Origin of the sequence: Pseudomonas sp. Nvir, assembly GCF_963778085.1 — a bacterium.
GTDB lineage: Bacteria > Pseudomonadota > Gammaproteobacteria > Pseudomonadales > Pseudomonadaceae > Aquipseudomonas > Aquipseudomonas juntendi.
In genome coordinates this window covers 878,738-903,735 of record NZ_OY970405.1, presented here as the reverse complement: position 1 = coordinate 903,735, position 24,998 = coordinate 878,738, and the positions used below count along the sequence as shown (strand labels likewise).

The following is a 24,998-nucleotide window of genomic DNA, read 5'->3' as shown; positions in this document are numbered from 1 at the left end:
CCATGCGTGTGCTGATCATCGAAGACGAAGAAAAAACCGCCGACTACCTGCATCGCGGCCTCACCGAGCAAGGCTTCAGTGTGGACCTGGCGCGCGATGGCATCGATGGCCTGCACCTGGCACTGGAGGGCGACTATGCCGTCATTGTGCTGGATGTGATGCTGCCCGGGCTGGACGGCTACGGCGTGCTCCGCGCCCTGCGCGCGCGCAAGCAGACCCCGGTGATCATGCTGACCGCCCGTGAGCGGGTCGAAGACCGTATCCGTGGCCTGCGCGAAGGCGCCGATGACTACTTGGGCAAGCCATTTTCGTTTCTGGAACTGGTGGCCCGGCTGCAGGCTTTGACCCGCCGCAGCAGCAGCCATGAGCCCCTGCAGGTTCAGGTGGCCGACCTGTGGATCGACCTGATGGCACGCAAGGCCACGCGGGCCGGCCAGCGCCTGGACCTGACCGCCAAAGAGTTCTCGCTGCTCAGCGTGCTGGCCCGCCGGCAGGGGGAAATCCTGTCGAAGACGGCAATTGCCGAACTGGTCTGGGACATCAATTTCGACAGCGACGCCAACGTGGTCGAGGTCGCGATCAAACGCCTGCGGGCCAAGCTCGACGGGCCGTTCGACCAGAAACTGCTGCACACCATTCGAGGCATGGGTTATGTCCTGGAAAACCGTGCGGGGTAACTCCATTGCGCTGCGTTTGTCGGCGTTGTTCATCCTGGTGGCCTTGGCCGTGTTCCTGCTGATCGGCTCGGCCCTGTATCGCCAGGTCGACCGCAGCCTCGACCTGCTGCCGCAAGCCGAGCTGGAGGCGCGCTTCAGCGTGCTCGAATCCACACTCAACCGCTACGGCACGCCCGAGCACTGGGCCAAGATCATCAACAAGCTGAACCTGCTGAGCGAGGAAGACAAGCGCATCCGTTTCTGGGTGGTCGGTAGCGACCCCGGCTATGAATATGGCCAGCCCAGCGCGCTGGTGCGCCAGTTCGCCGAGGGCGCGCCGGGCATGCGCGACCTGCGCCTGCCGGACCACCCCTACCCGTACAAAGTGCTGGTCAGCGAGCTGCCGGCGCTAGGCCAGCGCCCGCCACTGCGATTCATGATCGGCATCGACACCGAAACCTTCTGGCAGGCCCAGCACAGCCTGCTGCTGGCGATCATCGGGCTGGCAGTGCTTGGCGTGCTGCTGGCCTCGGTGCTGGGCTACTGGGTCGCGCGCATCGGCTTGCGCCCTTTGCTGGCGCTTTCCAGGGAGGCCCAGGCACTGGCCCCGCCACGCCTGGACGGGCGCCTGCAAACCCAGGCCCTGGCCCCTGAGCTGGCGCAGTTCGCCAGTGCCTTCAACGCCGCGCTCGACCGGGTCAGCCAGGCCTACTCACGGCTGGAGGCGTTCAATGCCGACGTTGCCCACGAGCTGCGTTCGCCGCTGACCAACCTGATCGGCCAGACCCAGGTGGCGCTGACCCGCGGGCGCAGCGCCGAGCACTACTTCGAAGTGCTGCAATCGAACCTGGAAGAGCTGGAGCGCCTGCGCAGCATCATCAACGACATGCTGTTCCTGGCCAGTGCCGACCAGGGCAGCAAAGCCACTGCCCTGACCCAGGCATCGCTGGCCGAAGAGGTGGCGACCACACTCGACTACCTTGACTACATTCTCGAAGACGCGCAAGTCAGCGTCAGCGTCAGTGGCGATGCCCAGGTTCCCATCGAAAAAGCCCAATTGCGCCGGGCGTTGATCAACCTGCTGAACAATGCCGTGCAGCATACGGCGCCGCACCAGGTGATCCAGGTAAGGATCGTCCCCGGGCCGCAGCAGGTCAGCATTGCCGTGAGCAACCCGGGGCCTGCGATTGCCGACGAGCACCTGCCGCTGCTGTTCGAGCGTTTCTACCGGGTGGATGCGGCGCGCAGCAACAGCGGGGGCGGGAACCATGGCTTGGGCCTGGCCATCGTCAAGGCAATTGCGCTGATGCATGGCGGGGACGTGTTCGTGCGCAGTGAAGCCGGGGCGAATACATTCGGTATCCAGCTCCCGACCTGTAGGAGCGGCCTTGTGTCGCGATGGGGTGCGAAGCAGCCCCTGGCTCAGTGACAGGGCGGCAATTGCCGGGGCTGCCATGCAGCCCATCGCGACACAAGGCCGCTCCTACATTCTGAACTGCGCCCCTGACGTTGGACAAAAATCCAACCTCAGGGGCGTTTCATATGAGCAAGTACACTAGACAATTCAAGCTTTCCGCCATCCAGGCTTTTCTGCAACGTGGCATTGGCTACCGTTTCATAGCCGCACAGTTCCAGATGGATCCCTCCTTACTGCGCCGCTGGGTACAGGCCTACCGCATCCATGGCGAGGCCAGCCTGTCCAGACACGCGCAGACTTTCAGCCCTGAGTTCAAGCTCTCGGTGCTTGAGCGAAAATGGCGCGACAAGTTGTCGTTGCGCGAAACGGCGGCTGTTTTCAACCTGACGCATTCCAGCCAGATAGGCATATGGGAAGCGCAGTACTACAGTGGCGGTATCAAAGCTCTGATAGCAGGGAACAAGGGACCGCGAAACGTCATGATCAAACCATCCACCCCACCCGCCAGCACCTCGCCCAAGTCCGAGGAAGAACTCTCGTACGCCGAACTGCTGGCCAAGCTGCGTCACGCCGAGATGGAGATCGCCTACCTAAAAAAGTTAAAAGAACTGCGCGAGGAGAAGGCGAGACAGAAGAGGGCCGAGAAGAAAAAGTCCTGATCATCTCGGCCCTACGCACCCGCTTCCCGCTCGACGGCCTGCTCAAGCTGGCCGGACTGGCGCGCAGTACGTATTACTACCAGCGCAAGTTGATGGCCGCCGGTGACAAGCTGGCTGCGCTCAAGGACCGTATCCGTGAGATTCAGCAGCGGCATAAAGGTCGCTACGGCTATCGGCGCATGACAGCGACATTGCACAGCGTCGGCCACGCAGTTAACAGTAAGGTCGTGCGGCGACTGATGGCCGAACTCGACCTCAAATGCACGGTGCGCGTGAAGAAGTACAAGTCCTATCGTGGCGAGCCCGGACGCATCGCTCCCAACAAGATGGAGCGCAAGTTTACGGCAGAGGAGCCAAACAGGAGGTGGGTAACGGACGTGACCGAATTCAAGGTGGCGGGTGAAAAGCTGTATCTCTCTCCGGTGCTGGACCTGTTCAATGGTGAGATCGTGGCGCACCAGATCGACACCTCGCCGCACTATCCATTGGTCGGTCAGATGCTCGAGCAGGCGTTGTCACGGCTACCGGAAGGGGCCAGGCCTATGCTGCACTCCGACCAGGGCTGGCAGTATCAGTACTACCGCTACCGGAATCGACTAGAGGAGATGGGACTGGAGCAGAGCATGTCACGCAAAGGCAACTGCCTGGACAATGCGCGAATGGAGAGTTTCTTCGGCACACTGAAGACCGAGATGTATCACGGTCAGCGTTTCGCCAGCATCGAGGATCTGAGCGCTGCAATCGATGAATACATCGATTACTACAACCATGACCGAATCAAGATGGGGCTGGCCGGCCTGAGTCCCGTGGCATACAGGAATCAGGCCGCAGCAGCCTAATCAAAGATTGTCCAACAAATGGGGCGCACCTCATTCTCGAAGACGCGCAGGTCAGCGTCGGTGGCGATACCCAGGTTCCCATCGAAAAAGCCCAATTGCGCCGGGCGTTGATCAACCTGCTGAACAATGCCGTGCAGCATACGGCGCCGCACCGGGTGATCCAGGTAAGGATCGTCCCCGGGCCCCAGCAGGTCAGCATTGCCGTGAGCAACCCGGGGCCTGCGATTGCCGACGAGCACCTGCCGCTGCTGTTCGAGCGTTTCTACCGGGTGGATGCGGCGCGCAGCAACAGCGGGGGCGGTAACCATGGCTTGGGCCTGGCCATCGTCAAGGCGATTGCGCTGATGCATGGCGGGGACGTGTTCGTGCGCAGTGAAGCCGGGGCGAATACTTTCGGTATCCAGCTCCCGACCTGTAGGAGCGGCCTTGTGTCGCGATGGGGTGCGAAGCAGCCCCTGGCTCAGTGACAGGGCGGCAATTGCCGGGGCTGCCATGCAGCCCATCGCGACACAAGGCCGCTCCTACATTCTCGAAGACGCGCAGGTCAGCGTCGGTGGCGATGCCCAGGTTCCCATCGAAAAAGCCCAATTGCGCCGGGCGTTGATCAACCTGCTGAACAATGCCGTGCAGCATACGGCGCCGCACCAGGTGATCCAGGTAAGGATCGTCCCCGGGCCGCAGCAGGTCAGCATTGCCGTGAGCAACCCGGGGCCTGCGATTGCCGACGAGCACCTGCCGCTGCTGTTCGAGCGTTTCTACCGGGTGGATGCGGCGCGCAGCAACAGCGGGGGCGGGAACCATGGCTTGGGCCTGGCCATCGTCAAGGCAATTGCGCTGATGCATGGCGGGGACGTGTTCGTGCGCAGTGAAGCCGGGGCGAATACATTCGGTATCCAGCTCCCGACCTGTAGGAGCGGCCTTGTGTCGCGATGGGGTGCGAAGCAGCCCCTGGTTCAATGACCGGGCGGCAATTGTCGGGGCTGCAAAGGCCGCGTCTAGCCTGCGGCTTGCAGACGAAAGCCCTATTGCTTTTTGCGTACATCTTTACCTTTTGCGCAACAGTGCTTATCGCACTTCGCTCTGTATCAAGTGCAATGAAAGGACTAACTTTAGCCCGTCTTCATTAGCACTTGCACAGCAAGAAGGTAGTTTCAAATGTCCAACAGTATGGGTATTGCCAGCGTTTTCGTCCTGTCGTCCCTGTTGTTGTCGCCCCTGGCCATGGCCGAAGAATCGCCGGCGTTCGTCAACCGTAACAGCGAACTCGCCGCCGTGCACCAGGAGGCCCGCGAAAGCGTTGCCGCACACAAGGCCGACGTGATGAAAGATGCTGAACAGACCGCTTCCAAGGCCTCTGTCGATGCCAAAGCCGACAGCTGATCAGGCGCTGTTGTTGCTTCCACTTTCCCTTGGCTACGCCATGGGCACAGCCTGTGCCGATATGTTAGCCTTTTAAAGCCGCTGCCCATCAGCGGCTTTTTTTATGTGCCCGTAACTCTCAGCCCGGCTGTAACGTTTACCCATAAGAAAGACGCACATTCAAAATAAAAACTGCCCCACCGTCAGACCAAAGGAGCTTCTACCGGTGCCTTCCGCGTTTCGTTTCACCCCGTTTTTCATTGCATTGACTGCAACGATCCCTTGCGCCGCCCAGGCAGATGAAGACAAGGCTGATGGCTTCATCGAAGGGTCGTCCTTCAATCTGCATTTGCGCAATGCCTACTTCAACCGCGACAACCACAACGCCGGCGTGCGCGATACCCGCGAGTGGGGCCAGGGCGCAGTGGCGCGGTTCGAGTCGGGCTACACCCCAGGCACGGTCGGTTTTGGCCTGGACGCCCATGCCATGCTGGGCCTGAAGCTCGACGGTGGCGGCGGCCATGCCGGCACCAGCATCCTGCCAGCGCACATCAAGGACGACGGCGAACTGGGTGCTGCGCCGCATTCGTTTTCCACCGCTGGCGCTGCAGTCAAGCTCAAAGCCTTCGACACCGAACTGAAGGCCGGTGACCTGTTCCTCACCAACCCGGTGATTGCCGGCGGCGAAACCCGCATGCTGCCGCAAACCTTCCGCGGTGTGAGCCTGACCAACACCAGCGTCGACGGTTTGCTGCTCGAAGGCGGCCAGGTGAGCTTCACCCACCCGTACAACCAGAGTGGCCACCGCCGCATCGACACCTACTACGGCTCGCTCGACGAACACGACAAGAGCAAGCACCTGAACTGGGCTGGTGCCTCCTGGAGCGGTACGCCGAACATCACCGCCAACCTGTACGCCGCCGAACTGAAGGACATCTGGAACCAGTACTACGCTGATTTCGACTACACCTACGTGGTCAGCGATCTGGTCAGCCTGAACCCCGGTGTGCACTTCTATCACACCCAGGACACCGGCCAGGCCCTGCTGGGCAAGATCGACAACAACACCTACAGCGTGCACTTCACCGTCAACGCCGGGTACCACAGCGTCACCGCCGCCTACCAGCGGGTCAATGGCAACACCCCGTTCGACTACATCAACCTGGGCGACAGCGTGTACCTGGACAACTCGCGCATGTACTCGGACTTCAACGCCCCCAACGAGCGGTCGTGGAAGCTGCAGTACAACTATGACTTCGCAGGTGTCGGCGTGCCTGGCCTGACCAGCTCGCTGTCCTATTCGCGCGGCGAAGCGGACCTGACCAAGGCCACCCAGGACACCACCCATTACGACTACTACCGTGCCGATGGCAAGAGCGCCATGCATTGGGAACGCGACCTGGACTTGAAGTACGTGTTCCAGGAGGGTGACCTTAAAGACCTGTCGGTGCTGGTGCGCTATGCCACCCACCGTGGCAGCCAGGGCTATGCCTCGATCGACAGCAACAGCGACAACGATGAACTGCGGGTGATCGTCGATTACCCCGTGAACGTGTTCTGACCCTCGTTTGCAGGCAGCACACCTGAACGCCTGTGGGAGATTCTATGGTTCCTGGCAAGGGTAGCCGGAGCATCTTCAGCGCCTGTGAGATCGAGCGCCGCCCGCGCGGCGCAATCGCGAGCTGCGCTCGCTCCTACGTTTGTTTCGGGCCAGTAACGCCTGTGACAGGCGCGCGCGGCCGCCTTGTTTGTACGGCGCGATATTGAGGCATGCACCAAGGCGTTCGCGCGCGAATCCCACAGGAATAATTGGCCCGAAACAAACGTAGGAGCGAGCGCAGCTCGCGATTGCGCCGCGCGGGCGGCGCTCGCTCTAACAGGCGCTGCCATACCTTGTGGCAATCACCTGTCAGCGCTGAGGCGATCCCTGTGGGAGCGGGCACGCCCGCGAACACCGGTGAAGCCGGTGCCATACACCGCAACACTTGCTTCGCGGGCACGCCCGCTCCCACAGGGTTCAGCGTAAATCCAACATGCAGTACAGCGTGATTCCGTCGGACAAATCTTGTCCGACAATCCGTGCTTCCCTAGAATACCGCCGCCGCGAATAGCCCTGCCCCTGCAGTAGCGACCATGCCCACCCAATCCCCGCCTCGAGCATTTTACAGGTCGCACCCCGAGCTGACCCTCAATTTGGGCAGTTGCCTTGCCGTGCTCGCTATCGTGGCGATCGTCAGCTACCTGCTGGCTCGCGAGCGGGACAGCGTCGAGCAGTCGGCCGTGCGTTCAGCCAACAACATCGTGCAACTGATCGAAAGCGACATCCTGCGCAATGCCGAGCTCTACGACCAATCGCTCAAAGGGTTGATCTGGGCCGTTGGGCGCAAGGAGCTTCCGGAAATTCCCGGCCCGTTGCGCCAGCGTCTGCTGTTCAACGAGGCGTTCGTCGACCGCCAACGCGGTGACGTGCTTTGGCTGGACAAGCAAGGCAACGTGGTCGGTGACTCCACCAGCAGCGTGCCGCGCCAGGCCAACTTTGGCGATACTGGGGTCTTCAGGGCGCACCAGCACAATGCTCACCTGGGGCTGCTGGTGGGCCCGCCATTCAAGGCCAAACTGGGTGACCTGGACTGGTGCATCAGCTTCAGCCGGCGTATTTCCGGGCCGCAAGGCGAGTTTGCCGGGGTCGCCGCCGGGGCGCTGCGCCTGTCGTACTTCAACGACCTGTTCCGGCGCCTGGACATCGGCGACGACAGCAGCATCAGCCTGCTGAACACGGATGGGCAATTGCTCGCCCGGCAAACCTCGCGCCCGGAAACGCTTGAGATCGGTACCAATTTTGCCACTCGGCCGAATTTCAAACGCATTCTCCGCGAGCAGCACGGGAGTTTCACCGCCCCCGCGACCAGTAACGGCCAGCCACGCATGTTCACCTTCGCCCGGGTAGCGCAGTTACCGCTGATCGTGCTGGTGCAGCATTCAGCTGACGAGGTGTTCCAGTCGTGGCGCCGTACCGCCACGGTGGTCAGTGTCGCCACGGGCGTATTGTGCATCGGCATCCTCTGGCTCACCTTGATGCTGGGCCGGGAATTGCGCCGCCGCCACGAAGCCGAACAGGGCTTGGCGACACTGGCAGCTACCGACAGCCTCACCGGCCTGGCAAACCGCCGGCGGCTAGACCAGGTATTGCGGCAGGAGTGGGCGCGGGCGCAGCGCAATCACATGCCGTTGGCGTTGCTGATGGTGGATGTCGACCATTTCAAGGCATTCAACCAGCGCCATGGTCATGCCGGTGGCGACCATGCCCTGCGCGAGGTGGCCAAGGCCATCGAGGCATGCCTGAGACGCCCTGCAGATCTGGCTGCGCGCTACGGCGGGGAGGAGTTTCAGGTAGTACTGCCGGAGACCGACCTGGCAGGTGCTCAGGTAATGGCTGAGCGCATCCGCCGGAGTGTAGAAGAACTTGTACCGTTTGCCGATGATGCCCGTGGGGTCACGGTCAGCATCGGCATCGGTCTGTCCGGCACCCAGTACGACCTGGCCAGGTTGCTGGGTGCCGCGGACGAGGCCCTCTACCGGGCCAAGGCCAAAGGCCGTAACCGGGTAGAGGGCCCAGAGGCTTAAGAGCGGGCGCGAGCAGCGTTGCGCAGTGCTTTCACCTGGTCGTGATTACGCTGCACGCCTTGCAGTTGCTTCTCCACCAGGGCATAGGTAGTGTCTGAGGCAGTGCGGCCCAGTTTAACCAGCTTCTCACGGGCTTCCTTATAAGCCTTCAGGGCATGGTCCTCGCCGCGCTCCACTTCGTTGAGCACTGCTTCTTCATCCTTGCCGGTGACCATCGACTTAAGGTTGACCCAGCCGCGATGCAGATCGCCACTGAAGCTGGTAGAGGTTTCCGGGTCGCCACCCAGGCGGCGCACTTCGCTTTGCAGTTCACCGGCCGCATTGGCGCATTCGCCGGCGCGCTGGGCGAAGAACGATTTCAGCTCCGGGTTCTTGACATCATCGGCCGACTCACGAAAACCTTTCTCGCCGTCCTTGCTGTACTCGATCAGGTCGTTCAGTACATCGATCACGTCTTTGTTCGGGTTGCTCATGGTAAAGCTCCTTGGCAGGTGATAGTCATCTGGATAGGAGCAGTGTTCGTGCCAACCTGGAATGATCTTGAATATTCTTTAATATCAACAGCTTAGATAACAACCAGAAAAGCCGGATACCGGTGTTCTGCATGATTACCGCTTGGGCGCTCGTGCAGATTGCAGTATGGTCGGCGCTTCGTCACAACCCGGTCTCTTCTGATGAAACCCGAAACCCTGGAACTGTTGGTGACCCGCACGATGCCCTTCGGCAAATACCAGGGGCGATGCATTGCCGACTTGCCGGGAGACTACCTGGCCTGGTTCGCACGCAAGGGTTTCCCTACGGGGGAACTGGGGAGGTTGCTGGCGTTGATGCATGAGATCGACCATAACGGCCTGGGTGATCTGCTAAAGCCATTGCGGCAGAAGCACGGGTGAACCCGCTCCCTCAGGTGGCCCGCGCACTCTGCAAGCCTGCGAAATTCCTGTAGGAGCGGGCTTACCCGCGAAGAGGCCAGTACTGCCTATACAAACCGCTAGCCTTTAACGGGCGCCACAGCCAGCTCTACCCGCTCACTCTTCTTGATCACGGCATAGACCACCGCCGTGAGCAAACTGCCCGCGACGATTGCCAACAGGTACAGCAGCGCGTGGTTGATCGCATTAGGGATCAGCAGCACGAACAAGCCGCCATGCGGGGCCATCAGCTTGCAGCCGAAGTACATCGACAATGCCCCGGTCAACGCACCACCGGCGACACTGGCCGGAATAACCCGCAGCGGGTCTTTGGCAGCAAACGGGATCGCCCCTTCCGAGATGAAGCACAGCCCCAACGCCAGGGCCGCCTTACCGGCCTCGCGCTCGCTTTGCGCGAACTTGCGCCGGGCAATGAAGGTGGCGATACCCAGGCCGATCGGCGGCACCATGCCCGCCGCCATGGTCGCGGCCATGGGGGCGTAGCTCGACGAGGCCAGCAGCCCCACCGAGAACGCATAGGCGGCCTTGTTGATCGGCCCGCCAAGGTCGACACACATCATGCCGCCCAGCAAAAGCCCCAGCAGAATGGCGTTGGTGGTGCCCATGCTGTCCAGGAAGCGGGTAAGGCCTTCCAGCATGGCTGCAACCGGCTGGCCGACCACGTAGATCATCACCAGGCCGGTGAACAGGCTCGCCAGCAACGGGATGATCAGGATCGGCTTGAGCGCCTCCAGGCTGCTGGGCAAACGAGCCCAGCGGGCGATGGCCTTGGCGCTGTAGCCCGCCAGGAAACCGGCCACGATGCCGCCAATGAAGCCGGCACCCAGGGTGCTCGCCAGCAGGCCACCGATCATGCCCGGCGCCAACCCGGGGCGGTCGGCGATAGACCAGGCAATATAGCCCGCCAGCAGTGGCACCATCAGTTTGAAGGCCGCTTCGCCACCAATCTGCATCAGCGCCGCCGGCAGGGTGCCGGGCTCCTTGTAGGCCTCGATGCCGAACACGAATGACAGCGCGATCAGCAGGCCGCCCGCCACCACCATAGGCAGCATGAACGACACGCCAGTCAGCAGGTGCTTGTACACCCCGGTCTTTTCACCCTTGGCGGGCGCGGCCGCCGCGGCATCGGCGCTGTTTTCCACCTTGCCTTCGGCCAAGGCCTTGTCCAGCGTGGCCCGCGCCTGCTTGAGGGCGACCCCGGTACCACAGCGGTAAATACGTTTGCCGGCAAAGCGGGCGGTGGGCACCTCAATGTCGGCGGCCAACAGCACCACATCGGCCTGGGCGATGGCTTCGGCAGACAACGGGTTGCGTGCGCCGACCGAGCCCTGGGTTTCCACGGTGAGCTGGTAGCCCACTTGTTGCGCTGCCTGCTGCAAAGCCTCCGCGGCCATGAAGGTGTGAGCCACACCGGTCGGGCAGGCTGTGACTGCAACAATCTTAACGCCGGCAGAACGCTCTTCCAGCGCCGGCTTGCCTGGCACATCCGTCAGCAAGCGGGCGTTGGCCGCCGCCTCATCGAGGAAACCTTCGCGGTCAGCCAGGGCCTGCGACGGCGTGCTCTGGAACAGGCGCTTGCCGACGAAGCGGGACAGGTCAACCGGGCCGGTGCTGACCACCAGCACCCAGTCGGCCTCGGCGATTTGCGTCGCGCTCAGTTGCCGCTCGGGGTGTTCGGCATCCTGCACCTCGACACTGGTGCTCCAACCGCGCCGCTGGGCTGCGGCAGACAGCAAGCGGGCACTCAGCAAACTCGACACCTGGCCATTAGGGCAGGCGGTGACAATGGCAATGTTCATCGGCAACCCTCTTGTTGTTCTGTCAGTTGCACGGCCGCCTGCAGCCGAGCCAGTTGCTCACGGTCGCAGATGCCGAAGCCAACCTGGGTGACGGCCTGGGCGGCGATGGCGGTGGCCCGGGACAGGGTCTGCGCGGGCGCTTCGCCCTGCAGCAGGCCATGCACCATGCCGGCGACCAGGGAATCCCCTGCCCCCACCGTGCTGGCGACCCGCACCGTGGGCGGGACTGCGTGCAGCACGCGGTCGCGCATGTACCAGCTGACCCCCTGCTCACCCGCCGATACCACCACGTGTTCGATGCCGCTGGCCAACAGGCGCTCGGCAGCGGCGCCTTGCTGGGCCTGGGTAACCACTGCCTCGCCGAGCACTTCGCCCAGTTCTTCGGTATTGGGCTTGACCAGCCACGGCGCGCTTTGCAAACCGGCCCGCAAAGCTTCACCGCTGCTGTCCAGGGCCACCTTGAGGCCTTGGGCCTTGAGCTGTTCGAGCAATTGTTGGAACCACTCGGCGCTGACCCCACGCGGCAGGCTGCCGGCCACCACCACCGCATCGTGGCCTGGCGCGACCTGGGCCAGGCGGCTGAGCAAGGCATCGCGCGCCGCCTGGTCCACCTGCGGGCCTTGGCCGTTGATGTCGGTCACGCGGCCATCGGCTTCGACCAGCTTTATGTTGCTGCGGGTTTCACCCGCCACGCGGACAAAGCAGTCGGCGAAGCCGCGGGTTTCGATCAGCGCCTCGAACGGTTGCAGGTTGTCACCCCCGAGGAAGCCGCCCACGGTTACGCTGTGCCCCAGGTCGGCCAGCACCTGGGCGACATTCAGCCCCTTGCCGGCGGCGTGACTGTGCTGCGCCTGGCTGCGGTTGACTTGCCCTGGGCGCAAGGTGCCCAGGCCGATAGTGAGATCCAGCGCCGGGTTCAGGGTAAGGGTGAGGATCTTGGCCATTCAGTAACGCTCCACCAGCGCGCGTACCGCTGCCGCGCTGTCCTGTTGCAGGGCCTCGCGCGCCAGGGCGCGGGCCGTTTGGTGATCGGCCTGGCGGACCAGGGCCTTGACTTCGGCAATGCTGCGCGCGGCGACGCTGAGTTCATCCACGTCCAGGCCCAGCAACACGGCGACCGCTTGCGGGTCGGCCGCCAGCTCCCCGCACACACCGACCCATTTGCCATGGGCATGGGCGGCACGCACCGTCATGTCGATCAGGCTGAGCACCGCCGGGTGCAGGCCGTCGGCCTGGGCCGAGAGGCTTGGGTGGCCACGGTCGATGGCCAGGGTGTACTGCGTCAGGTCGTTGGTGCCGATGCTGAAAAAGTCCACTTCGCGGGCCAGCTGTGGCGCCAGCAGGGCTGCCGAGGGGACCTCGACCATGATGCCCAGTTGCAGGTCGGCGACCGGGATTTCGGCACGCAAACGCTCGACCATGGCCCGCGCCTCACGCCATTCGTGCACCTGGCCGACCATGGGGAACATGATACGCAGCGGCCGCTGGTCGGCGGCCCGCAGCAACGCGCGCAACTGGTCTTCCATGACGTGCGGGCGCTGCAGGGTCAAGCGCACGCCGCGCACGCCAAGGAACGGGTTTTCTTCGGCGGCAATCGGCCAGTACGGCAACGGTTTGTCACCGCCGACATCCAGGGTACGCACTACCAGCGGCCGCCCGTCCAGGCCATCGAGCACACGGCGGTACTCGGCCTCCTGGGTAGCCACGTCCGGCGCTTGAGGGTGCGCCATGAAAATCAGCTCGGTGCGCAGCAGGCCCACGCCCTCGGCACCTTGGTCCACCACCTTGGCGATGCCAGTGCTTTCGCCGATGTTGGCAAACACCTCGACTGCATGCCCATCACGGGTAACCGCGGGCTCGAAACGGCTGGCCCAGGCAGCCTGCAAACGCTGCTCGCGCTGGTCGCGCTCGGCCAGCGCGCGTTGCAGCTCATCGGCCGGCGGCGCCACGCTGACCGTACCGCGCTGGCCATCGAGCAGCAGCGGTGTACCGCTTTGCAGCAGCAGTATCGCGGCCCCTGCGCCAACCACGGCGGGGATACCCAGGGCCCGGGCGACGATGGCGCTGTGCGCGGTCGCGCCGCCCTGGGCGGTGACGATACCGGCCACCCGGCCCGGGTCCAGCCGGGCGACATCGGATGGGCCCACTTCGGTCATGACCAGCACGTAGGGCTGCTCGGGTTCCACTTGCGCCTGCACCCCGCACAACTGCGCCAGCACGCGACGGCCCACGTCACGCAGGTCGGCGGCGCGCTCGGCCAGCAAGGCATCATGCAAGGCCTCCTGCTGGCGGGCCGCGGCCTCGATCACCGCCATCCACGCGGCGGCGGCGCTCTCGCCTTGGGCCAGGCGCTGTTCGACATCGTCGGTCAGGGCAGGGTCGGCAAGCATCTCCTGGTGGGTGACGAAAATCTCGCCAATGGCTTTGTCGCTGCGCTGCACCAGCGCCTGCAGTTCACTGCTCACGACCGCCAGGGCGTCGCGCAGCTTCTGCCGCTCCTGCGTGCACGACTCGCCACGCAGGGGGTAGTCGAACTCGCGCTCGACACACACGTGCGCGGGGCCGCTGGCGATGCCTGGGGCGGCGCCCACGCCTTGAATGCGGCTCCCGGCCGGTGGCGCTTGTACCACCTCGGGCGCGGCCTCCGGTTCAGCGCTGGTGCCCTGTGGCAGCGGCTCGACTTCCTCGCCCAGGCCCTGCTCGATGGCGGCCAGCAGCGCTGGCAAGGCATCGGCGGCAACCGCGGGTTCGGCCAGCAATTCCAGCACCTGGCCACGACGGGCGCCCAGGCTGAGCAGCTTGCTCAGGCTCTTCACCGACACCGCTGGCTGGGCGCTGTCGGCCAGGCGCACGCGGATGTCCCCTTCAAAGGCTTTGGCCAGTTGCGCCAGCACTTTGGCCGGGCGGGCATGCAGCCCATGCGGGTTGGCCAGCACCACGCGGGCGCAGGGCCAGTCTGGCGGCGCCTCGCCTCCCAGAACCTCCAGCACCGCACGGCTACTGGTGGCCTGGTAGAGCGTCTGCCCACGGCCTTCGATCAGCACTTCGCACAGCCGCTCCAGCAAGGCCTGGTGGGCCGCGCCGAGGCTGGCCAGGCAAAACAGGCCATTGAGCGGCTGGTCACGGTAGCGCAGCGGCTGTTGCGGGGTGACGAAGGCCAGGCCTGGCTGGCGCACCTGGCGCTCGCTGTGCAGCCACCACAGGCCTTCGCCCAGCGGCAGCGGCTCGGCCTGCTGCAGCACGGCGGCAAAACCGCTGTCGACGCAGTCGGCGCGCTGCAACAGCCGGGCCCCACGCCAGGCCAGTTCGTCGAAGTCTTCGGCCGGCAGGTTCAGGCCGACCAGTTGCGCATCCAGGGCCAGCGCTTGCGGCGCGCCTTGCAGCAGCTTGAGCAACGCCTCGGCGGAGCTGGCCCGGCGCAGCGCTTCGGCCAGGTCGGTTTCGCCCAGTGCACGGGTCAGCAGTTGCAGCAGGCGCAGGTGTTCATCGGAACGCGCAGCGATGCCGATGGCCAGGTAGACCATCTGCCCATCACCCCAGTCCACCCCTTCAGGGAACTGCAACAGGCGTACGCCGGTGGCATACACCAGGTCACGGGTTTGCGGCGTACCGTGGGGAATGGCGATGCCCTGGCCAAGGAAGGTAGAGCCTTGCGCCTCACGGGCTTGCAGCCCTTGCAAGTACCCGTCGGCAACCAGGCCATCGGTAACCAGCCGGTCGGCCAGCAGGCGCAAGGCCTCAGCCTTGTCGGCTGCCGTCTGACCCATGGCTATCTGCTCCTTGGCGAGCTCGAGCATGACCTTCTCCTTATGCAGTTCCCGTTGGGGTACTGGAGTATTGTTGTGAAATTCACGTAACGGCCAGCGGCGGGCTGCAGGCCTCGAGCTGCGCGTTGCAAGCGAAAGCGGGCAGTGCACCGACACGCTTTTTCTTATAGCTTGCAAGTTGAAATTTGCAGCTTAGGGCTGCCAGCCTAACGCTTGCAGCTTTCTCGGCCGAGGCAGAAAATCGGCAGCTGAAACGTTTAATCTGACCAGGCGGCCACGTTACTCGATAATCTGCCAAGGAAAAAGCCCCATCTTGTCGGACAATTGCGACAATAGTCGTCTGCGCGGATGGCCGGTAGGCGGTCAAACTAGCCGGCCCGGCCTGCCCGCCAGCCCCGGTAACAACAAGGAAAATTCGGTGAAACTCAGCGATATCGCCCGTCTGGCCGGTGTGTCCGTGACCACCGCCAGCTACGTCATCAATGGCAAGGCTGAACAGCAACGCATCAGCAGCAGCACGGTCGACAGGGTGCGCGCGGTGGTCGAGGCCCACGGCTTCACCCCCAACCCACAGGCTGCTGGCCTGCGCAGCCGGCATACCCGTACCCTGGGGTTCATTCTCCCGGATCTGGAGAACCCCAGCTACGCGCGCATTGCCAAGCAACTGGAACAGGGCGCCCGCGCCCGCGGCTACCAGTTGCTGATCGCCAGCAGCGATGACCAACCCGAAAGCGAACGCCAGTTGCAGCAACTGTTCCGCGCCCGTCGTTGCGATGCGCTGTTCGTTGCCAGTTGCCTGCCAGCCGAAGATAACAGCTACCGCGAACTGCAGAACAAAGGCCTGCCGGTGATCGCCATCGACCGCCGCCTGAACCCTGCGCATTTCTGTTCGGTGATCAGCGACGACCGCGACGCCAGCCGCCAGCTGGCCGCCAGCCTGCTGCGCGCCGCGCCACGCAGCATTGCCTTGCTCGGCGCCCGCCCGGAGCTGTCGGTCAGCCAGGCCCGTGCAGGTGGTTTCGATGAAGCGCTGCAAGGCTATGCCGGTGACGTGCGCCGCTACCAGGGCGAAGCCTTCAGCCGGGCCTGCGGCCAGCGCCTGATGCAGCAACTGATCGACGACCTGGGGGGCCTGCCCGATGCCCTGGTGACCACCTCGTATGTGCTGCTGCAAGGGGTATTCGACACATTGCAGGCGCGCCCCGCCGGCTCCCGGCAGCTGCAGTTGGGCACGTTTGGCGACAACCAGTTGCTGGACTTCCTGCCACTGCCGGTCAATGCCATGGCCCAGCAGCACGGCCTGATCGCCGCCACTGCGCTGGAACTGGCGCTGGCCGCCATCGAGGAAAAGCGCTACGAACCTGGCGTGCATGCCATAGGCCGTACGTTCAAACAACGTATCGCCGCAGGCTGAACATGCGCCTGATCGACACCCACACCCACTTGGACTTCCCCGACTTCGACGCCGACCGCGCGCGCCTGCTGGCCAACGCAGCGGCGCGCGGGGTGGAGCGAATGGTCGTGCTCGGGGTGTACCAGGCGAACTTCCAGCGGGTGTGGGCGCTGGCCGGCGCCGAACCAGGCCTGTACGCCGCGCTGGGCCTGCACCCGGTCTACCTGGAACAGCATCGGCCCGAGCACCTGCAGCAATTGCGCGAGTGGCTGGAGCGCCTGCGCGGTGACCCACGGCTGTGTGCAGTGGGCGAATTTGGCCTGGACTATTACCTCGAACACCTGGACAAGGCCCGCCAACAGGCGTTGTTCGAAGCGCAACTGCAGATGGCGTGTGATTTCCAGCTGCCGGCGCTGTTGCACGTGCGCCGCAGCCATGCCCAGGTAATTGCCACGCTCAAGCGCTACAAACCGGCACGGGCGGGGGTGGTGCATGCCTTTGCCGGCAGTTATGAAGAGGCCCGCGAGTACATCAAGCTGGGCTTTCGGCTGGGGCTGGGCGGTGCAGCGACCTGGCCGCAGGCATTGCGGCTGCGCAAGACCCTGGCGCGCCTGCCGCTGGACAGCGTGGTGCTGGAGACCGATGCGCCAGACATGGCGCCGGCCATGTTCCCAGGGGTGAGGAACAGCCCGGAGCATTTGCCCGAGATAGCCGGTGCGCTGGCGCAAGTGATGGGTGTCGAGGCCGGCGAGCTGGCTGCAGCGAGTACCCGCAACGCGTATGAGCTGTTCGGCTGGTAGCCGCGCTGCCCCCGCCTGATTTCAGGCCAGCACCGTCCACAGCGCGAACGCGGCATACCACAACACCCCGCAGCGCAGCAGCAGCTCCCACAGGCTGTCCAGGCGCCCCAACCCACGCTGGCTGTCTTCATCGTCGGGAATGTCGTCGGCAACGCGCCCGACCCGCGCCACCAGGTGTGCGGCGCTGATGTGCCAGTTGAGCACCTCGTGCAGCATCACCCGCGTCACCGCCAGGAAATTGCCCACCAAGGCAAAGCTCAACGCCAGCACGCGCACCGGCAGCCAGTCCATGATGTGCCGCAACTGCTCGGCGCGCGCCTTCAGCACCGCTTGCCCGCTGTGCCCAGCGCACAGCGCCAGTAACCGATACGCCAACGCTGCCCCCGGCCCCAGCACGAAATACCAGAAGATCACGGCGAAGAAGCCCTGGTACACCTGCCACAGCAAGTTGCCCTGCACCCGCACCAACAACGTGTGCGGCTCATCGGCCGCCAGGCCAAGGTCGCGCTCTGCCACGTGCAAGGCGGCCTGGTCATCGCCCCGGCGCCAGGCGTCACGGAACGGGCCGAGCGAGGCCTTGGCGTCACCGCGGCCCAGGCTGTAGACCAACACCAGCAGATGCACCGGCAGCGCCAGCAGGCCATAGGCCACCGGCTCCAGTACGTGCAACAGCAAGACCAGCAGGGCGACCGGCGCCAGCACCAGAAGCGTCAGCGTCCACCACGGGTGAACCTTGCCGCTGCGCTCCAGGCGCACCAGCTCACCAAGGAAAAAACCGTCACGTTGAACCTGATGGCGCAGGGCCGAGAACTTCTCGACCCACAGCGCCAGCACCAACACCAGAAAACTCATGCCTTGTCCTCGTTGTGCCGCAGCGCTTCACGGTAGCGCGGCCAGTCGAATGCCTTGCCGGGGTCGGTCTTGCGCTGCGGGGCAATGTCGCTATGGCCCTGGATACGGCCCAGGTCGATGGCCGGCCAGGCACCGCAGATGTGCCGCGTAAGCTGTTCCAGCACGGTGTACTGGGCATCGGTATAGGGCAGGTCGTCAGTGCCTTCCAGCTCGATGCCGATGGAGAAGTCATTGCAGCCTTCGCGCCCGTCGAAACACGAAACACCTGCGTGCCAGGCGCGGTCGCACAGCGACACGAACTGGGTCACCGCGCCATCACGCTCGATGAACAGGTGGGCGGACACGGTCAGGTGGCTGATGCTGGCAAAGTACGGGTGTTCCTGGGGGTCCAGGCGGTTCTGGAAAAATTGCTGAACCTTGCCGGTACCGAAACACGCCGGCGGCAGGCTGATGTTGTGAATCACCAGCAGGGAAATCGCTTCGCCCTCCGGCCGAGCATTGAAGTTGGGCGAAGGGCAATGGGTGATTCCGTTTCCGTGGAACCAGCCAGTGGCACGGTCCAATTGCATGGGGCAGATCCTGAAAACGCCTTGAACAGGACAACAGTATGCCTTGCGGCTCTCGCCCTGTGCAGGTGAATGATCACGGGTGCAGGCCGTCAAGTACGGCCTCCAGTGCACGCTCGAACAACAGCCCGTCACCCAGCACCCGCACTTCGCCGCGCTGCAGTGCCCTGGCCAGGCTGGCGCTGCTCCACTCTCGCACTTTCAGGCCGGTGCGGTTGCTGAACACCAGCCTGTCGCTGTTCTCGACACGTGCTACCAGCTTGCAGCGCAGTGGTGGGTCTTCATCCAGCACCTGGACCCAGGTTCCGACGCGCAGGCGCTGCGCCTGGCGCACTGCCGCAGCGTGCCCGCTGTCGCGCCCTGGCGGCGGGCAGCCTGGTTCTTCGGCACTTGCCAGGACAATCGCTTGCGTCACCCGCACCTGGTCCAAGGGTTGCCACTGGCCTCCCCCGCAGGCGCACAGGTGCAACCGCTCAAGCTGCTGGAAGAATGCGCGGGTCGTGAGCGAGTCCTGCGCCACGCTGGCCAAGCCGTCGCGCAACGCCTTGAGCAGGCCTGGCACCTGCTGCAACAGGGTTTGCGGCTCACGGCCCGGGGTAACGCTGAGCAGCAGGGTGTCCATGGTCTGCACGGCATCGCACCAGGCCCCGGAACCCTCGCCGTGCTTCAGCCAGGCCAGCAGCAGGACCTGGCTCCAGGCCTGTACCAGCATCTGCACCACCACCTGGGGCAACACCTGGCCGCGCAGGCGCTGGTTGAGCAATTGCTGCACCTGGTGCCTGGCCTGCAAGGTGCGTGCGCGGCCCTCTTCGGCGTCGCGGGTACGTTGCTCGAGCAAATCGCTGCGCCGCCGCTCCTCTTGGCTGAACGCGAGAAAATCTTGCAGCAGGTGGTCGAACACGCGGGTATCTTCGTCAAATTCACTGAGCACGCGCTGCACGATCAGCGCCACCCGCACGTGCAGACTGTCGCGCACATCTTCGCGGCCACTCTCCCAGCCGATGGCCGCCGCTGCGATTTCGTTGAGCAGCCGCCGTGCGGGGTGGCCAGCCCCGCAGAACAACCCCTTGTCCAGCAGCGCCACCTTCAGCAGCGGAATGTGCAGCCGGATGATCAGCGCCCGCAGGCTGGCCGGCAGGTTGTCGTCCTGCTGAATGAACGCGAACAGCAGGTTCACGAGGTTGATCATGTCTTCGTCGGCGACCGCGATACGCCTGCGTATGCCACTGCGCACGCTGACCCGCAGCAGCAATTGCTCAAGCTGCTGGCCAAGCTCGAAGTCATCTGCCTCGTGCGTGGCGGGCACATAATGCTGCAAATGGGTCAGTAACCGCAGCAGGTCGGTGGTGCTGATCGGCTGGGCGGCAGCCACCCCCTGCAAACGTGGGGCAAATTGCCCCCGCACCGGCGCCAGCAGGGTTTGCAACGAGGCAAAAAACGCCTGCCCGGCTGCGTCCGCGCCCACATCCTGGCCTGGCATGGGCGGGCAACGTCGCGCGCCCAGGCGCCGCTCCTCGGCAGGCCGGCGCGGTACCGGTTGCAGTTCGGGCAGCACGCCGGCGGCAGCCAGCAGCTGGTTGGCCTCGCCGTAGATCACATCGGCATCACTGAGCACATAGCGCTCGAACAGCGTGAGCAACACCAGCTTCACCCGCAGGCAAACCCCCAGGTTACGCCCGGCATCGAGGAAGTAACCACATAATGCGGCGGGCCCTAGCGGGTTGTCACCCTCGTACACGGGGCGGTCGAGCAGCACCTGCAAGCGCAGCCCGAGCTGTTGCAAGGCCGGGCGATGACGTGCCAGCACGCGCCCCACCATGCCTTCGACAGCAGCGACCCGCTCGGCCTGCGCTTTGCCGCACGTGTTCCCCGGCTGGGCCAGGTGCAGCAACAGGTCCGCCTGGCCGATGCGGGCGAAAGTCGTATGGAAGATGTCGAGAAAGCCACGCTCAATGCTTTTGCGCTTCAGGCGCAGGTCGCGCATGGCCTCGAAATACAAGTTCTGGTCGGCGTGCTCGAAGGCTTTGTCAGCCATCTCGAACAGGGTGTCGTCAGCGTTGTCGAACAGCGCCTGCAAGCCCAGGCGCAACTGCAGGGCGGCCTTGTCGCGTACTTGCAGCAGCAACACCGGATGGCAAGGCAGAGGCGCACGCCGGCCCCGGTCGATGGCGGCCGCCAGGGGCACCACCTTGCCTTCTTCATGCATCCTGGACTCCTTGCAGGGTGGGTTGCCCGCCGCAGCAGGTATCGTCAAAGCTATGACGCCAAATACTGGTCGCCATTATCGGCAAAAACCCTCAGCGCTGCCAGCACGGATTCACCCCAGGCAGGCACCCCCCACGCGCCGACCAAAGGTCGGCGCCAAGGCGGCTGTACACACCAGCCCCCTGCCCTATAATCGCGGGCATCTTGCTTGTGGAGCCGACCATGCCGAACCTACGCCTTGCCGACCTGACCGCTGAAATCGAAGCCAACGTGCGCCGTGCGCTGTTGGAGGACATCGGCAGTGGCGATATCACCGCGCAGTTGATCCCGGCCGAGCGCCTGGCCAAGGCGACCATCATCACCCGCGAGGACTGTGTGATCGCCGGCACTGCCTGGGTCGATGCGGTCTTCCGCCAGCTCGACCCGCGGGTGGCGGTGCACTGGCAAGTCACTGACGGTGACCGTGCCAGCGCCAACCAGCCCCTGTTTCACCTCGAAGGCCCAGCCCGTTCGCTGCTCAGCGGTGAGCGCAGTGCCCTGAACTTCCTGCAACTGCTGTCGGGTGTCGCCACCCGTGCGCGCTTTCTTGCCAGCCTGGTAGAAGGCACCCAGGTGCGCCTGCTGGACACCCGCAAAACGCTGCCTGGCCTGCGCCTGGCGCAAAAGTACGCGGTGACCTGTGGCGGCTGCGACAACCACCGCATCGGCCTGTACGACGCTTTCCTGATCAAGGAGAACCACATCGCCGCCAGCGGCGGCGTGGCTCAGGCCGTGGCGGCTGCGCACCGCATTGCCCCGGGCAAACCGGTGGAAATAGAAGTGGAGAGCCTTGGCGAACTGCGCGAGGCGCTGGCGGCGGGGGCTGACATCATCATGCTCGACGAACTGAGCCTGGAAGAAATGCGTGAGGCTGTGCGCATCACGGCCGGCAAGGCCAAGCTGGAGGCCAGCGGCGGGGTCAACGAGAGCACCCTGCGGGTGATTGCCGAAACGGGCGTGGACTACATCTCGATCGGGGCGATGACCAAGGATGTGAAGGCGGTCGATCTGTCGATGCGGCTGAGCCTGTGAGCTGATCGCAGGCAAGCCAGCTCCCACAGGGATCGCATCAGGGCTGACAGGTGTTTGCCACAAGATATGCAGCGCCTGGGAGATCGAGCGCCGCCCGCGCGGCGCATCGCGAGCTGCGCTCGCTCCTACGTTTTTTTCAGGCCAATTATGCCTGTGGGATCTGCGCGCGAACGCCTTGGCGCATGCCTCAATATGGCGCCGTACGAACAAGGCGGCCGCGCGCGCCTGGCACAGGGATTACTGGCCCGAAACAAACGTAGGAGCGAGCGCAGCTCGCGATGCGCCGCGCGGGCGGCGCTCAAACTCACAGGCGCTGAAGATGCTGCGGCGAGCCGGTTTCCAGTTGGGGGCGCGAGCCCCCCGTGCACTTGGCAAATCAGAACGAGGCGTTGGCCAACCCGTCCAGATAGCGCTCGACGTCCAGCGCTGCCATGCAGCCAGCACCGGCCGAGGTAATCGCCTGGCGGTACACGTGGTCGGCCACGTCACCGGCCGCGAATACGCCTTCGACGTTGGTGGCGGTAGCATTGCCTTCACGGCCGCCGTTGACCACCAGGTAGCCGTCCTTGAGGGTCAGCTGGCCTTCGAACAGCGACGTGTTCGGGGTATGGCCAATGGCGATGAACACGCCATCGACCTTGATTTCATCGCTGCTGCCGTCGTTGTTCTTCAGGCGCGCACCGGTCACGCCCATGTTGTCACCCAGTACTTCGTCCAGGGTGGCGTTGAGCTTGAGCTCGATCTTGCCTTCGGCCACGCGGGCGTTGAGCTTGTCGACCAGGATCTTCTCGGCGCGGAAGGTTTCGCGGCGGTGCACCAGGGTCACCTTGCTGGCGATGTTGGCCAGGTACAAGGCCTCTTCCACGGCAGTGTTGCCACCGCCCACCACAGCGACCGGCTTGTTGCGGTAGAAGAAACCGTCGCAGGTAGCGCAGGCCGAAACGCCCTTGCCCATGAAGGTTTCTTCCGACGGCAGGCCCAGGTAGCGGGCGCTGGCGCCAGTGGCGATGATCAGTGCGTCGCAGGTGTACTTGCCGCTGTCACCCTGCAGGGTGAATGGTTTGTTGGCCAGGTCGACAGCATTGATGTGGTCGAACACGATCTCGGTTTCAAAGCGCTCGGCATGCTCCTGCATACGCTGCATCAGGGCCGGGCCAGTCAGACCGTGCGGGTCGCCCGGCCAGTTGTCGACTTCGGTAGTGGTGGTCAGCTGGCCACCGGCCTGCATGCCGGTGATCAGCAGCGGCTTGAGGTTGGCACGGGCGGCATACACCGCAGCGCTGTAACCGGCAGGGCCGGAACCCAGAATGATGACGCGCGAATGACGTACTTCAGACATGTCGAACTCCTGTCGAGCGGGCCGGTTTCGATACACCGGCGGCGCCAGCTGGAAAATTTAAAAGGACCCACGCAGCACTTGGGGAAGGCTACAACGCGCAGGCCCGGAAAGCGGAAAGGTGAACGCACTGTAGCGAGGTCGCAAAGATTAAGGAAATATCCTTCGACAATCCACCTCATAGGCATCGTCTATGCTGCGATTTCATCGGTGGTCATACTGTCGATGCTTTTGTTACAGCCGGTTTCCCGACCCCACGCTGCCTTTCGTCGGCACGCCAAACTCGGTAAGGTCAGCGCGTTTCCCTTCTCTGCGGAGTACCTCGATGCAAGCCCCTGTCCTCTCTGGCCCCCAATACCTGCGCGAAGGCCTGAAACTGGTGCTCAGCCCCAACCTGCGCTTGTTCGTGCTGCTGCCGCTGGCGGTCAACCTGCTGCTGTTCGGTGGCCTGATCTACTTCGCCGGCCATCAGTTCAGCCTCTGGGTGGATGCCCTGATGCCAAGCTTGCCGAGCTGGCTGAGCTTCCTTACCTACATCCTCTGGCCGCTGTTCGTCGCCTTGGTGGTGTTGATGGTGTTCTTCACCTTCACGCTGGTCGCCAACGTCATCGCCGCGCCGTTCAACGGTTTTCTCGCCGAAAAGGTTGAAGTGGTGGTACGTGGCGAAGACAACTTCCCGGCATTCAGCTGGGGCGAACTGGTGGCAATGGTACCGCGCACGCTCAGTCGCGAAATGCGCAAGCTGGGCTACTTCCTGCCACGGGCCATCGGCCTGTTCATCCTCTCACTGGTTCCGGTGGTCAACGTGGTAGCCGCGCCGCTGTGGTTGATCTTCGGCGTATGGATGATGGCCATCCAGTACATCGACTACCCGGCCGACAACAACAAGATGAGCTGGCAGGACATGCTCGCCTGGCTGCGCCAGAAGCGCTGGCAGAGCCTGGGCTTTGGCGGGGTGACGTACCTGGCGTTGCTGATCCCGGGGGTGAACGTGCTGATGATGCCGGCGGCGGTCGCCGGGGCTACATTGTTCTGGGTGCGGGAGCGGGACTGATCCCTGGGCGTTACGCGATCTCTGCAGGAGCGGCCTTGTGTCGCGATAGGGCCGCAACGCGGCCCCAGGATCTCAACGTTGATGCATAAATTGCTGGGGCCGCTTTGCGGCCCTATCGCGACACAAGGCCGCTCCTACAAAAAGCAGAGCGCGTCTGGTTTGGGTTTTACTGCCCCAATCGGCTGGAAAACTGCCCCACCACATCCACCACCCGCTTCGCCCCGTCCTGGATCTCGACAATCACGTTGCCCGTCTGATCGGCTAGCGCCAGCCCCTGTTCGGCTTGGCGCTTGCTGGTGTCGATGATCGTCACCGCCGCTTGCGCCAACTGCTCGTTCTGCTGCACCACCCGCGCGATTTCCTCGGTGGCGCTGCTGGTACGCGAGGCCAATTGCCGGACTTCGTCGGCAACCACGGCAAACCCGCGCCCCTGCTCGCCCGCACGGGCGGCCTCGATGGCCGCGTTGAGCGCCAACAGGTTGGTCTGCCCGGCAATATCGCTGATGGTCTTGATGATCGAGCCGATCACCCGCGACTGCGTGTCCAGCGCCTGGATACCCTCGGCCGCCTCTTGCATCGAAGCTTCCAGGCCGCGCATCACGCTGACACTCTGGGTGACCACCTCGGTAGCCTTGCGCGCGCTGGCATCGGTGCCCAGCGAGGTGGTGT

At 64.1% G+C, this 24,998-nt stretch carries 20 protein-coding genes and 3 pseudogenes; 14 read left to right on the top strand and 9 right to left on the bottom strand.

Annotation, left to right across the window (positions count from 1 at the left end; translation table 11 throughout):
- Positions 1-2 precede the first annotated feature (2 nt).
- The 9 genes and pseudogenes from AACG97_RS04520 to AACG97_RS04480 all read left to right on the top strand — a co-directional run bounded on the left by AACG97_RS04520 (position 3) and on the right by AACG97_RS04480 (position 8,554).
- Positions 3-677, top strand: coding sequence for a heavy metal response regulator transcription factor (locus tag AACG97_RS04520; RefSeq protein ID WP_054890587.1), 675 nt, complete (start codon positions 3-5; stop codon positions 675-677).
- Complete coding sequence (locus AACG97_RS04515) at positions 652-2,085, top strand: heavy metal sensor histidine kinase (RefSeq protein ID WP_144187573.1); 1,434 nt, start codon at positions 652-654, stop codon at positions 2,083-2,085. The genes AACG97_RS04520 and AACG97_RS04515 overlap by 26 nt, the downstream gene beginning before the upstream one ends.
- Positions 2,086-2,198: 113 nt before the next feature.
- Positions 2,199-2,297 (top strand): annotated as a pseudogene (locus AACG97_RS27975) (hypothetical protein); the annotation flags it as partial.
- A 113-nt stretch (positions 2,298-2,410) separates the two neighbouring features.
- A complete protein-coding gene (locus AACG97_RS04505; protein WP_317529134.1) occupies positions 2,411-3,571 on the top strand; it encodes an IS3 family transposase in 1,161 nt (386 codons plus the stop codon).
- 29 nt (positions 3,572-3,600) lie between these two features.
- A pseudogene (locus AACG97_RS04500) lies at positions 3,601-4,038 on the top strand (sensor histidine kinase); the annotation flags it as partial.
- A gap of 55 nt (positions 4,039-4,093) precedes the next feature.
- Positions 4,094-4,531, top strand: a pseudogene (locus AACG97_RS04495) (ATP-binding protein); the annotation flags it as partial.
- Positions 4,532-4,726: 195 nt separating this feature from the next.
- Positions 4,727-4,951: a hypothetical protein gene (locus AACG97_RS04490; protein ID WP_029888076.1), complete on the top strand. Its 225-nt coding sequence runs from the start codon at positions 4,727-4,729 to the stop codon at positions 4,949-4,951.
- Positions 4,952-5,156: 205 nt separating this feature from the next.
- Complete coding sequence (locus tag AACG97_RS04485; protein WP_070085855.1) at positions 5,157-6,491, top strand: OprD family porin; 1,335 nt, start codon at positions 5,157-5,159, stop codon at positions 6,489-6,491.
- A 572-nt stretch (positions 6,492-7,063) separates the two neighbouring features.
- The gene (locus AACG97_RS04480) at positions 7,064-8,554 is read left to right on the top strand and encodes a sensor domain-containing diguanylate cyclase (protein ID WP_054890462.1); all 1,491 of its coding nucleotides are present in this window, start codon (positions 7,064-7,066) and stop codon (positions 8,552-8,554) included.
- On the opposite strand, the gene AACG97_RS04475 is transcribed toward AACG97_RS04480, so the two are convergent.
- Positions 8,551-9,027: a ferritin-like domain-containing protein gene (locus tag AACG97_RS04475; protein WP_009682712.1), complete on the bottom strand. Its 477-nt coding sequence runs from the start codon at positions 9,025-9,027 to the stop codon at positions 8,551-8,553. The two genes, AACG97_RS04480 and AACG97_RS04475, sit on opposite strands and share 4 nt — an antisense overlap.
- 201 nt (positions 9,028-9,228) lie before the next feature.
- Here AACG97_RS04475 and AACG97_RS04470 point away from each other — a divergent pair, with 201 nt between their 5' ends.
- Positions 9,229-9,447 (top strand): DUF3820 family protein, encoded by a 219-nt coding sequence (locus AACG97_RS04470; protein ID WP_054890463.1) that lies wholly within the window; start codon positions 9,229-9,231, stop codon positions 9,445-9,447.
- Between the two features lie 98 nt (positions 9,448-9,545).
- Here AACG97_RS04470 and AACG97_RS04465 read toward each other — a convergent pair whose 3' ends face one another.
- The 3 genes from AACG97_RS04465 to ptsP are packed head-to-tail and all read right to left on the bottom strand — an operon-like array spanning position 9,546 to position 15,082.
- Entirely contained in the window at positions 9,546-11,285 is a 1,740-nt protein-coding gene (locus tag AACG97_RS04465) for a PTS fructose-like transporter subunit IIB (RefSeq protein WP_009682710.1), read from the bottom strand.
- Complete coding sequence (gene pfkB, locus AACG97_RS04460) at positions 11,282-12,229, bottom strand: 1-phosphofructokinase (RefSeq protein WP_054890464.1); 948 nt, start codon at positions 12,227-12,229, stop codon at positions 11,282-11,284. Before pfkB ends, AACG97_RS04465 begins: the two co-directional genes overlap by 4 nt.
- Entirely contained in the window at positions 12,230-15,082 is a 2,853-nt protein-coding gene (ptsP, locus tag AACG97_RS04455; protein ID WP_070085853.1) for a phosphoenolpyruvate--protein phosphotransferase, read from the bottom strand.
- A 388-nt stretch (positions 15,083-15,470) separates the two neighbouring features.
- Between ptsP and cra the strand changes: the two genes are divergently transcribed.
- A complete protein-coding gene (cra, locus tag AACG97_RS04450; protein ID WP_125855254.1) occupies positions 15,471-16,466 on the top strand; it encodes a catabolite repressor/activator in 996 nt (331 codons plus the stop codon).
- A gap of 2 nt (positions 16,467-16,468) precedes the next feature.
- On the top strand, positions 16,469-17,245 hold the full coding sequence (locus tag AACG97_RS04445) for a TatD family hydrolase (protein ID WP_054890467.1): 777 nt from the start codon (positions 16,469-16,471) through the stop codon (positions 17,243-17,245).
- 21 nt (positions 17,246-17,266) lie between these two features.
- On the opposite strand, the gene ampE is transcribed toward AACG97_RS04445, so the two are convergent.
- The 3 genes from ampE to AACG97_RS04430 all read right to left on the bottom strand — a co-directional run bounded on the left by ampE (position 17,267) and on the right by AACG97_RS04430 (position 20,869).
- On the bottom strand, positions 17,267-18,097 hold the full coding sequence (gene ampE / locus AACG97_RS04440) for a regulatory signaling modulator protein AmpE (protein ID WP_054890468.1): 831 nt from the start codon (positions 18,095-18,097) through the stop codon (positions 17,267-17,269).
- A complete protein-coding gene (ampD, locus tag AACG97_RS04435) occupies positions 18,094-18,666 on the bottom strand; it encodes a 1,6-anhydro-N-acetylmuramyl-L-alanine amidase AmpD (protein WP_197886392.1) in 573 nt (190 codons plus the stop codon). Before ampD ends, ampE begins: the two co-directional genes overlap by 4 nt.
- Positions 18,667-18,739: 73 nt before the next feature.
- On the bottom strand, positions 18,740-20,869 hold the full coding sequence (locus AACG97_RS04430) for a DUF1631 domain-containing protein (RefSeq protein ID WP_197886393.1): 2,130 nt from the start codon (positions 20,867-20,869) through the stop codon (positions 18,740-18,742).
- 221 nt (positions 20,870-21,090) lie between these two features.
- On the opposite strand from AACG97_RS04430, the gene nadC reads away from it, so the two are divergent.
- Positions 21,091-21,939 (top strand): carboxylating nicotinate-nucleotide diphosphorylase, encoded by an 849-nt coding sequence (gene nadC, locus AACG97_RS04425; protein WP_009682701.1) that lies wholly within the window; start codon positions 21,091-21,093, stop codon positions 21,937-21,939.
- A 376-nt stretch (positions 21,940-22,315) separates the two neighbouring features.
- Here nadC and trxB read toward each other — a convergent pair whose 3' ends face one another.
- Positions 22,316-23,278, bottom strand: a complete 963-nt coding sequence (gene trxB, locus AACG97_RS04420; protein ID WP_003247318.1) for a thioredoxin-disulfide reductase — start codon at positions 23,276-23,278, stop codon at positions 22,316-22,318.
- A gap of 322 nt (positions 23,279-23,600) precedes the next feature.
- Between trxB and cysZ the strand changes: the two genes are divergently transcribed.
- Entirely contained in the window at positions 23,601-24,329 is a 729-nt protein-coding gene (cysZ, locus tag AACG97_RS04415) for a sulfate transporter CysZ (protein WP_054890456.1), read from the top strand.
- Between the two features lie 166 nt (positions 24,330-24,495).
- On the opposite strand, the gene AACG97_RS27970 is transcribed toward cysZ, so the two are convergent.
- Positions 24,496-24,906 (bottom strand): methyl-accepting chemotaxis protein, encoded by a 411-nt coding sequence (locus AACG97_RS27970; RefSeq protein WP_371928201.1) that lies wholly within the window; start codon positions 24,904-24,906, stop codon positions 24,496-24,498.
- Positions 24,907-24,998 lie beyond the last annotated feature (92 nt).

Coding starts and splice junctions, on each gene's coding strand:
- AACG97_RS04520 (WP_054890587.1), top strand. CDS start 3: ATGCGTGTGCTGATCATCGAAGACGAAGAAAAAACCGCCGACTACCTG.
- AACG97_RS04515 (WP_144187573.1), top strand. CDS start 652: ATGTCCTGGAAAACCGTGCGGGGTAACTCCATTGCGCTGCGTTTGTCG.
- AACG97_RS04505 (WP_317529134.1), top strand. CDS start 2,411: ATGGCGCGACAAGTTGTCGTTGCGCGAAACGGCGGCTGTTTTCAACCT.
- AACG97_RS04490 (WP_029888076.1), top strand. CDS start 4,727: ATGTCCAACAGTATGGGTATTGCCAGCGTTTTCGTCCTGTCGTCCCTG.
- AACG97_RS04480 (WP_054890462.1), top strand. CDS start 7,064: ATGCCCACCCAATCCCCGCCTCGAGCATTTTACAGGTCGCACCCCGAG.
- AACG97_RS04475 (WP_009682712.1), bottom strand. CDS start 9,027: ATGAGCAACCCGAACAAAGACGTGATCGATGTACTGAACGACCTGATC.
- AACG97_RS04470 (WP_054890463.1), top strand. CDS start 9,229: ATGAAACCCGAAACCCTGGAACTGTTGGTGACCCGCACGATGCCCTTC.
- AACG97_RS04465 (WP_009682710.1), bottom strand. CDS start 11,285: ATGAACATTGCCATTGTCACCGCCTGCCCTAATGGCCAGGTGTCGAGT.
- pfkB (WP_054890464.1), bottom strand. CDS start 12,229: ATGGCCAAGATCCTCACCCTTACCCTGAACCCGGCGCTGGATCTCACT.
- ptsP (WP_070085853.1), bottom strand. CDS start 15,082: ATGCTCGAGCTCGCCAAGGAGCAGATAGCCATGGGTCAGACGGCAGCC.
- AACG97_RS04445 (WP_054890467.1), top strand. CDS start 16,469: ATGCGCCTGATCGACACCCACACCCACTTGGACTTCCCCGACTTCGAC.
- ampE (WP_054890468.1), bottom strand. CDS start 18,097: ATGAGTTTTCTGGTGTTGGTGCTGGCGCTGTGGGTCGAGAAGTTCTCG.
- ampD (WP_197886392.1), bottom strand. CDS start 18,666: ATGCAATTGGACCGTGCCACTGGCTGGTTCCACGGAAACGGAATCACC.
- AACG97_RS04430 (WP_197886393.1), bottom strand. CDS start 20,869: ATGCATGAAGAAGGCAAGGTGGTGCCCCTGGCGGCCGCCATCGACCGG.
- nadC (WP_009682701.1), top strand. CDS start 21,091: ATGCCGAACCTACGCCTTGCCGACCTGACCGCTGAAATCGAAGCCAAC.
- trxB (WP_003247318.1), bottom strand. CDS start 23,278: ATGTCTGAAGTACGTCATTCGCGCGTCATCATTCTGGGTTCCGGCCCT.
- cysZ (WP_054890456.1), top strand. CDS start 23,601: ATGCAAGCCCCTGTCCTCTCTGGCCCCCAATACCTGCGCGAAGGCCTG.
- AACG97_RS27970 (WP_371928201.1), bottom strand. CDS start 24,906: ATGCAAGAGGCGGCCGAGGGTATCCAGGCGCTGGACACGCAGTCGCGG.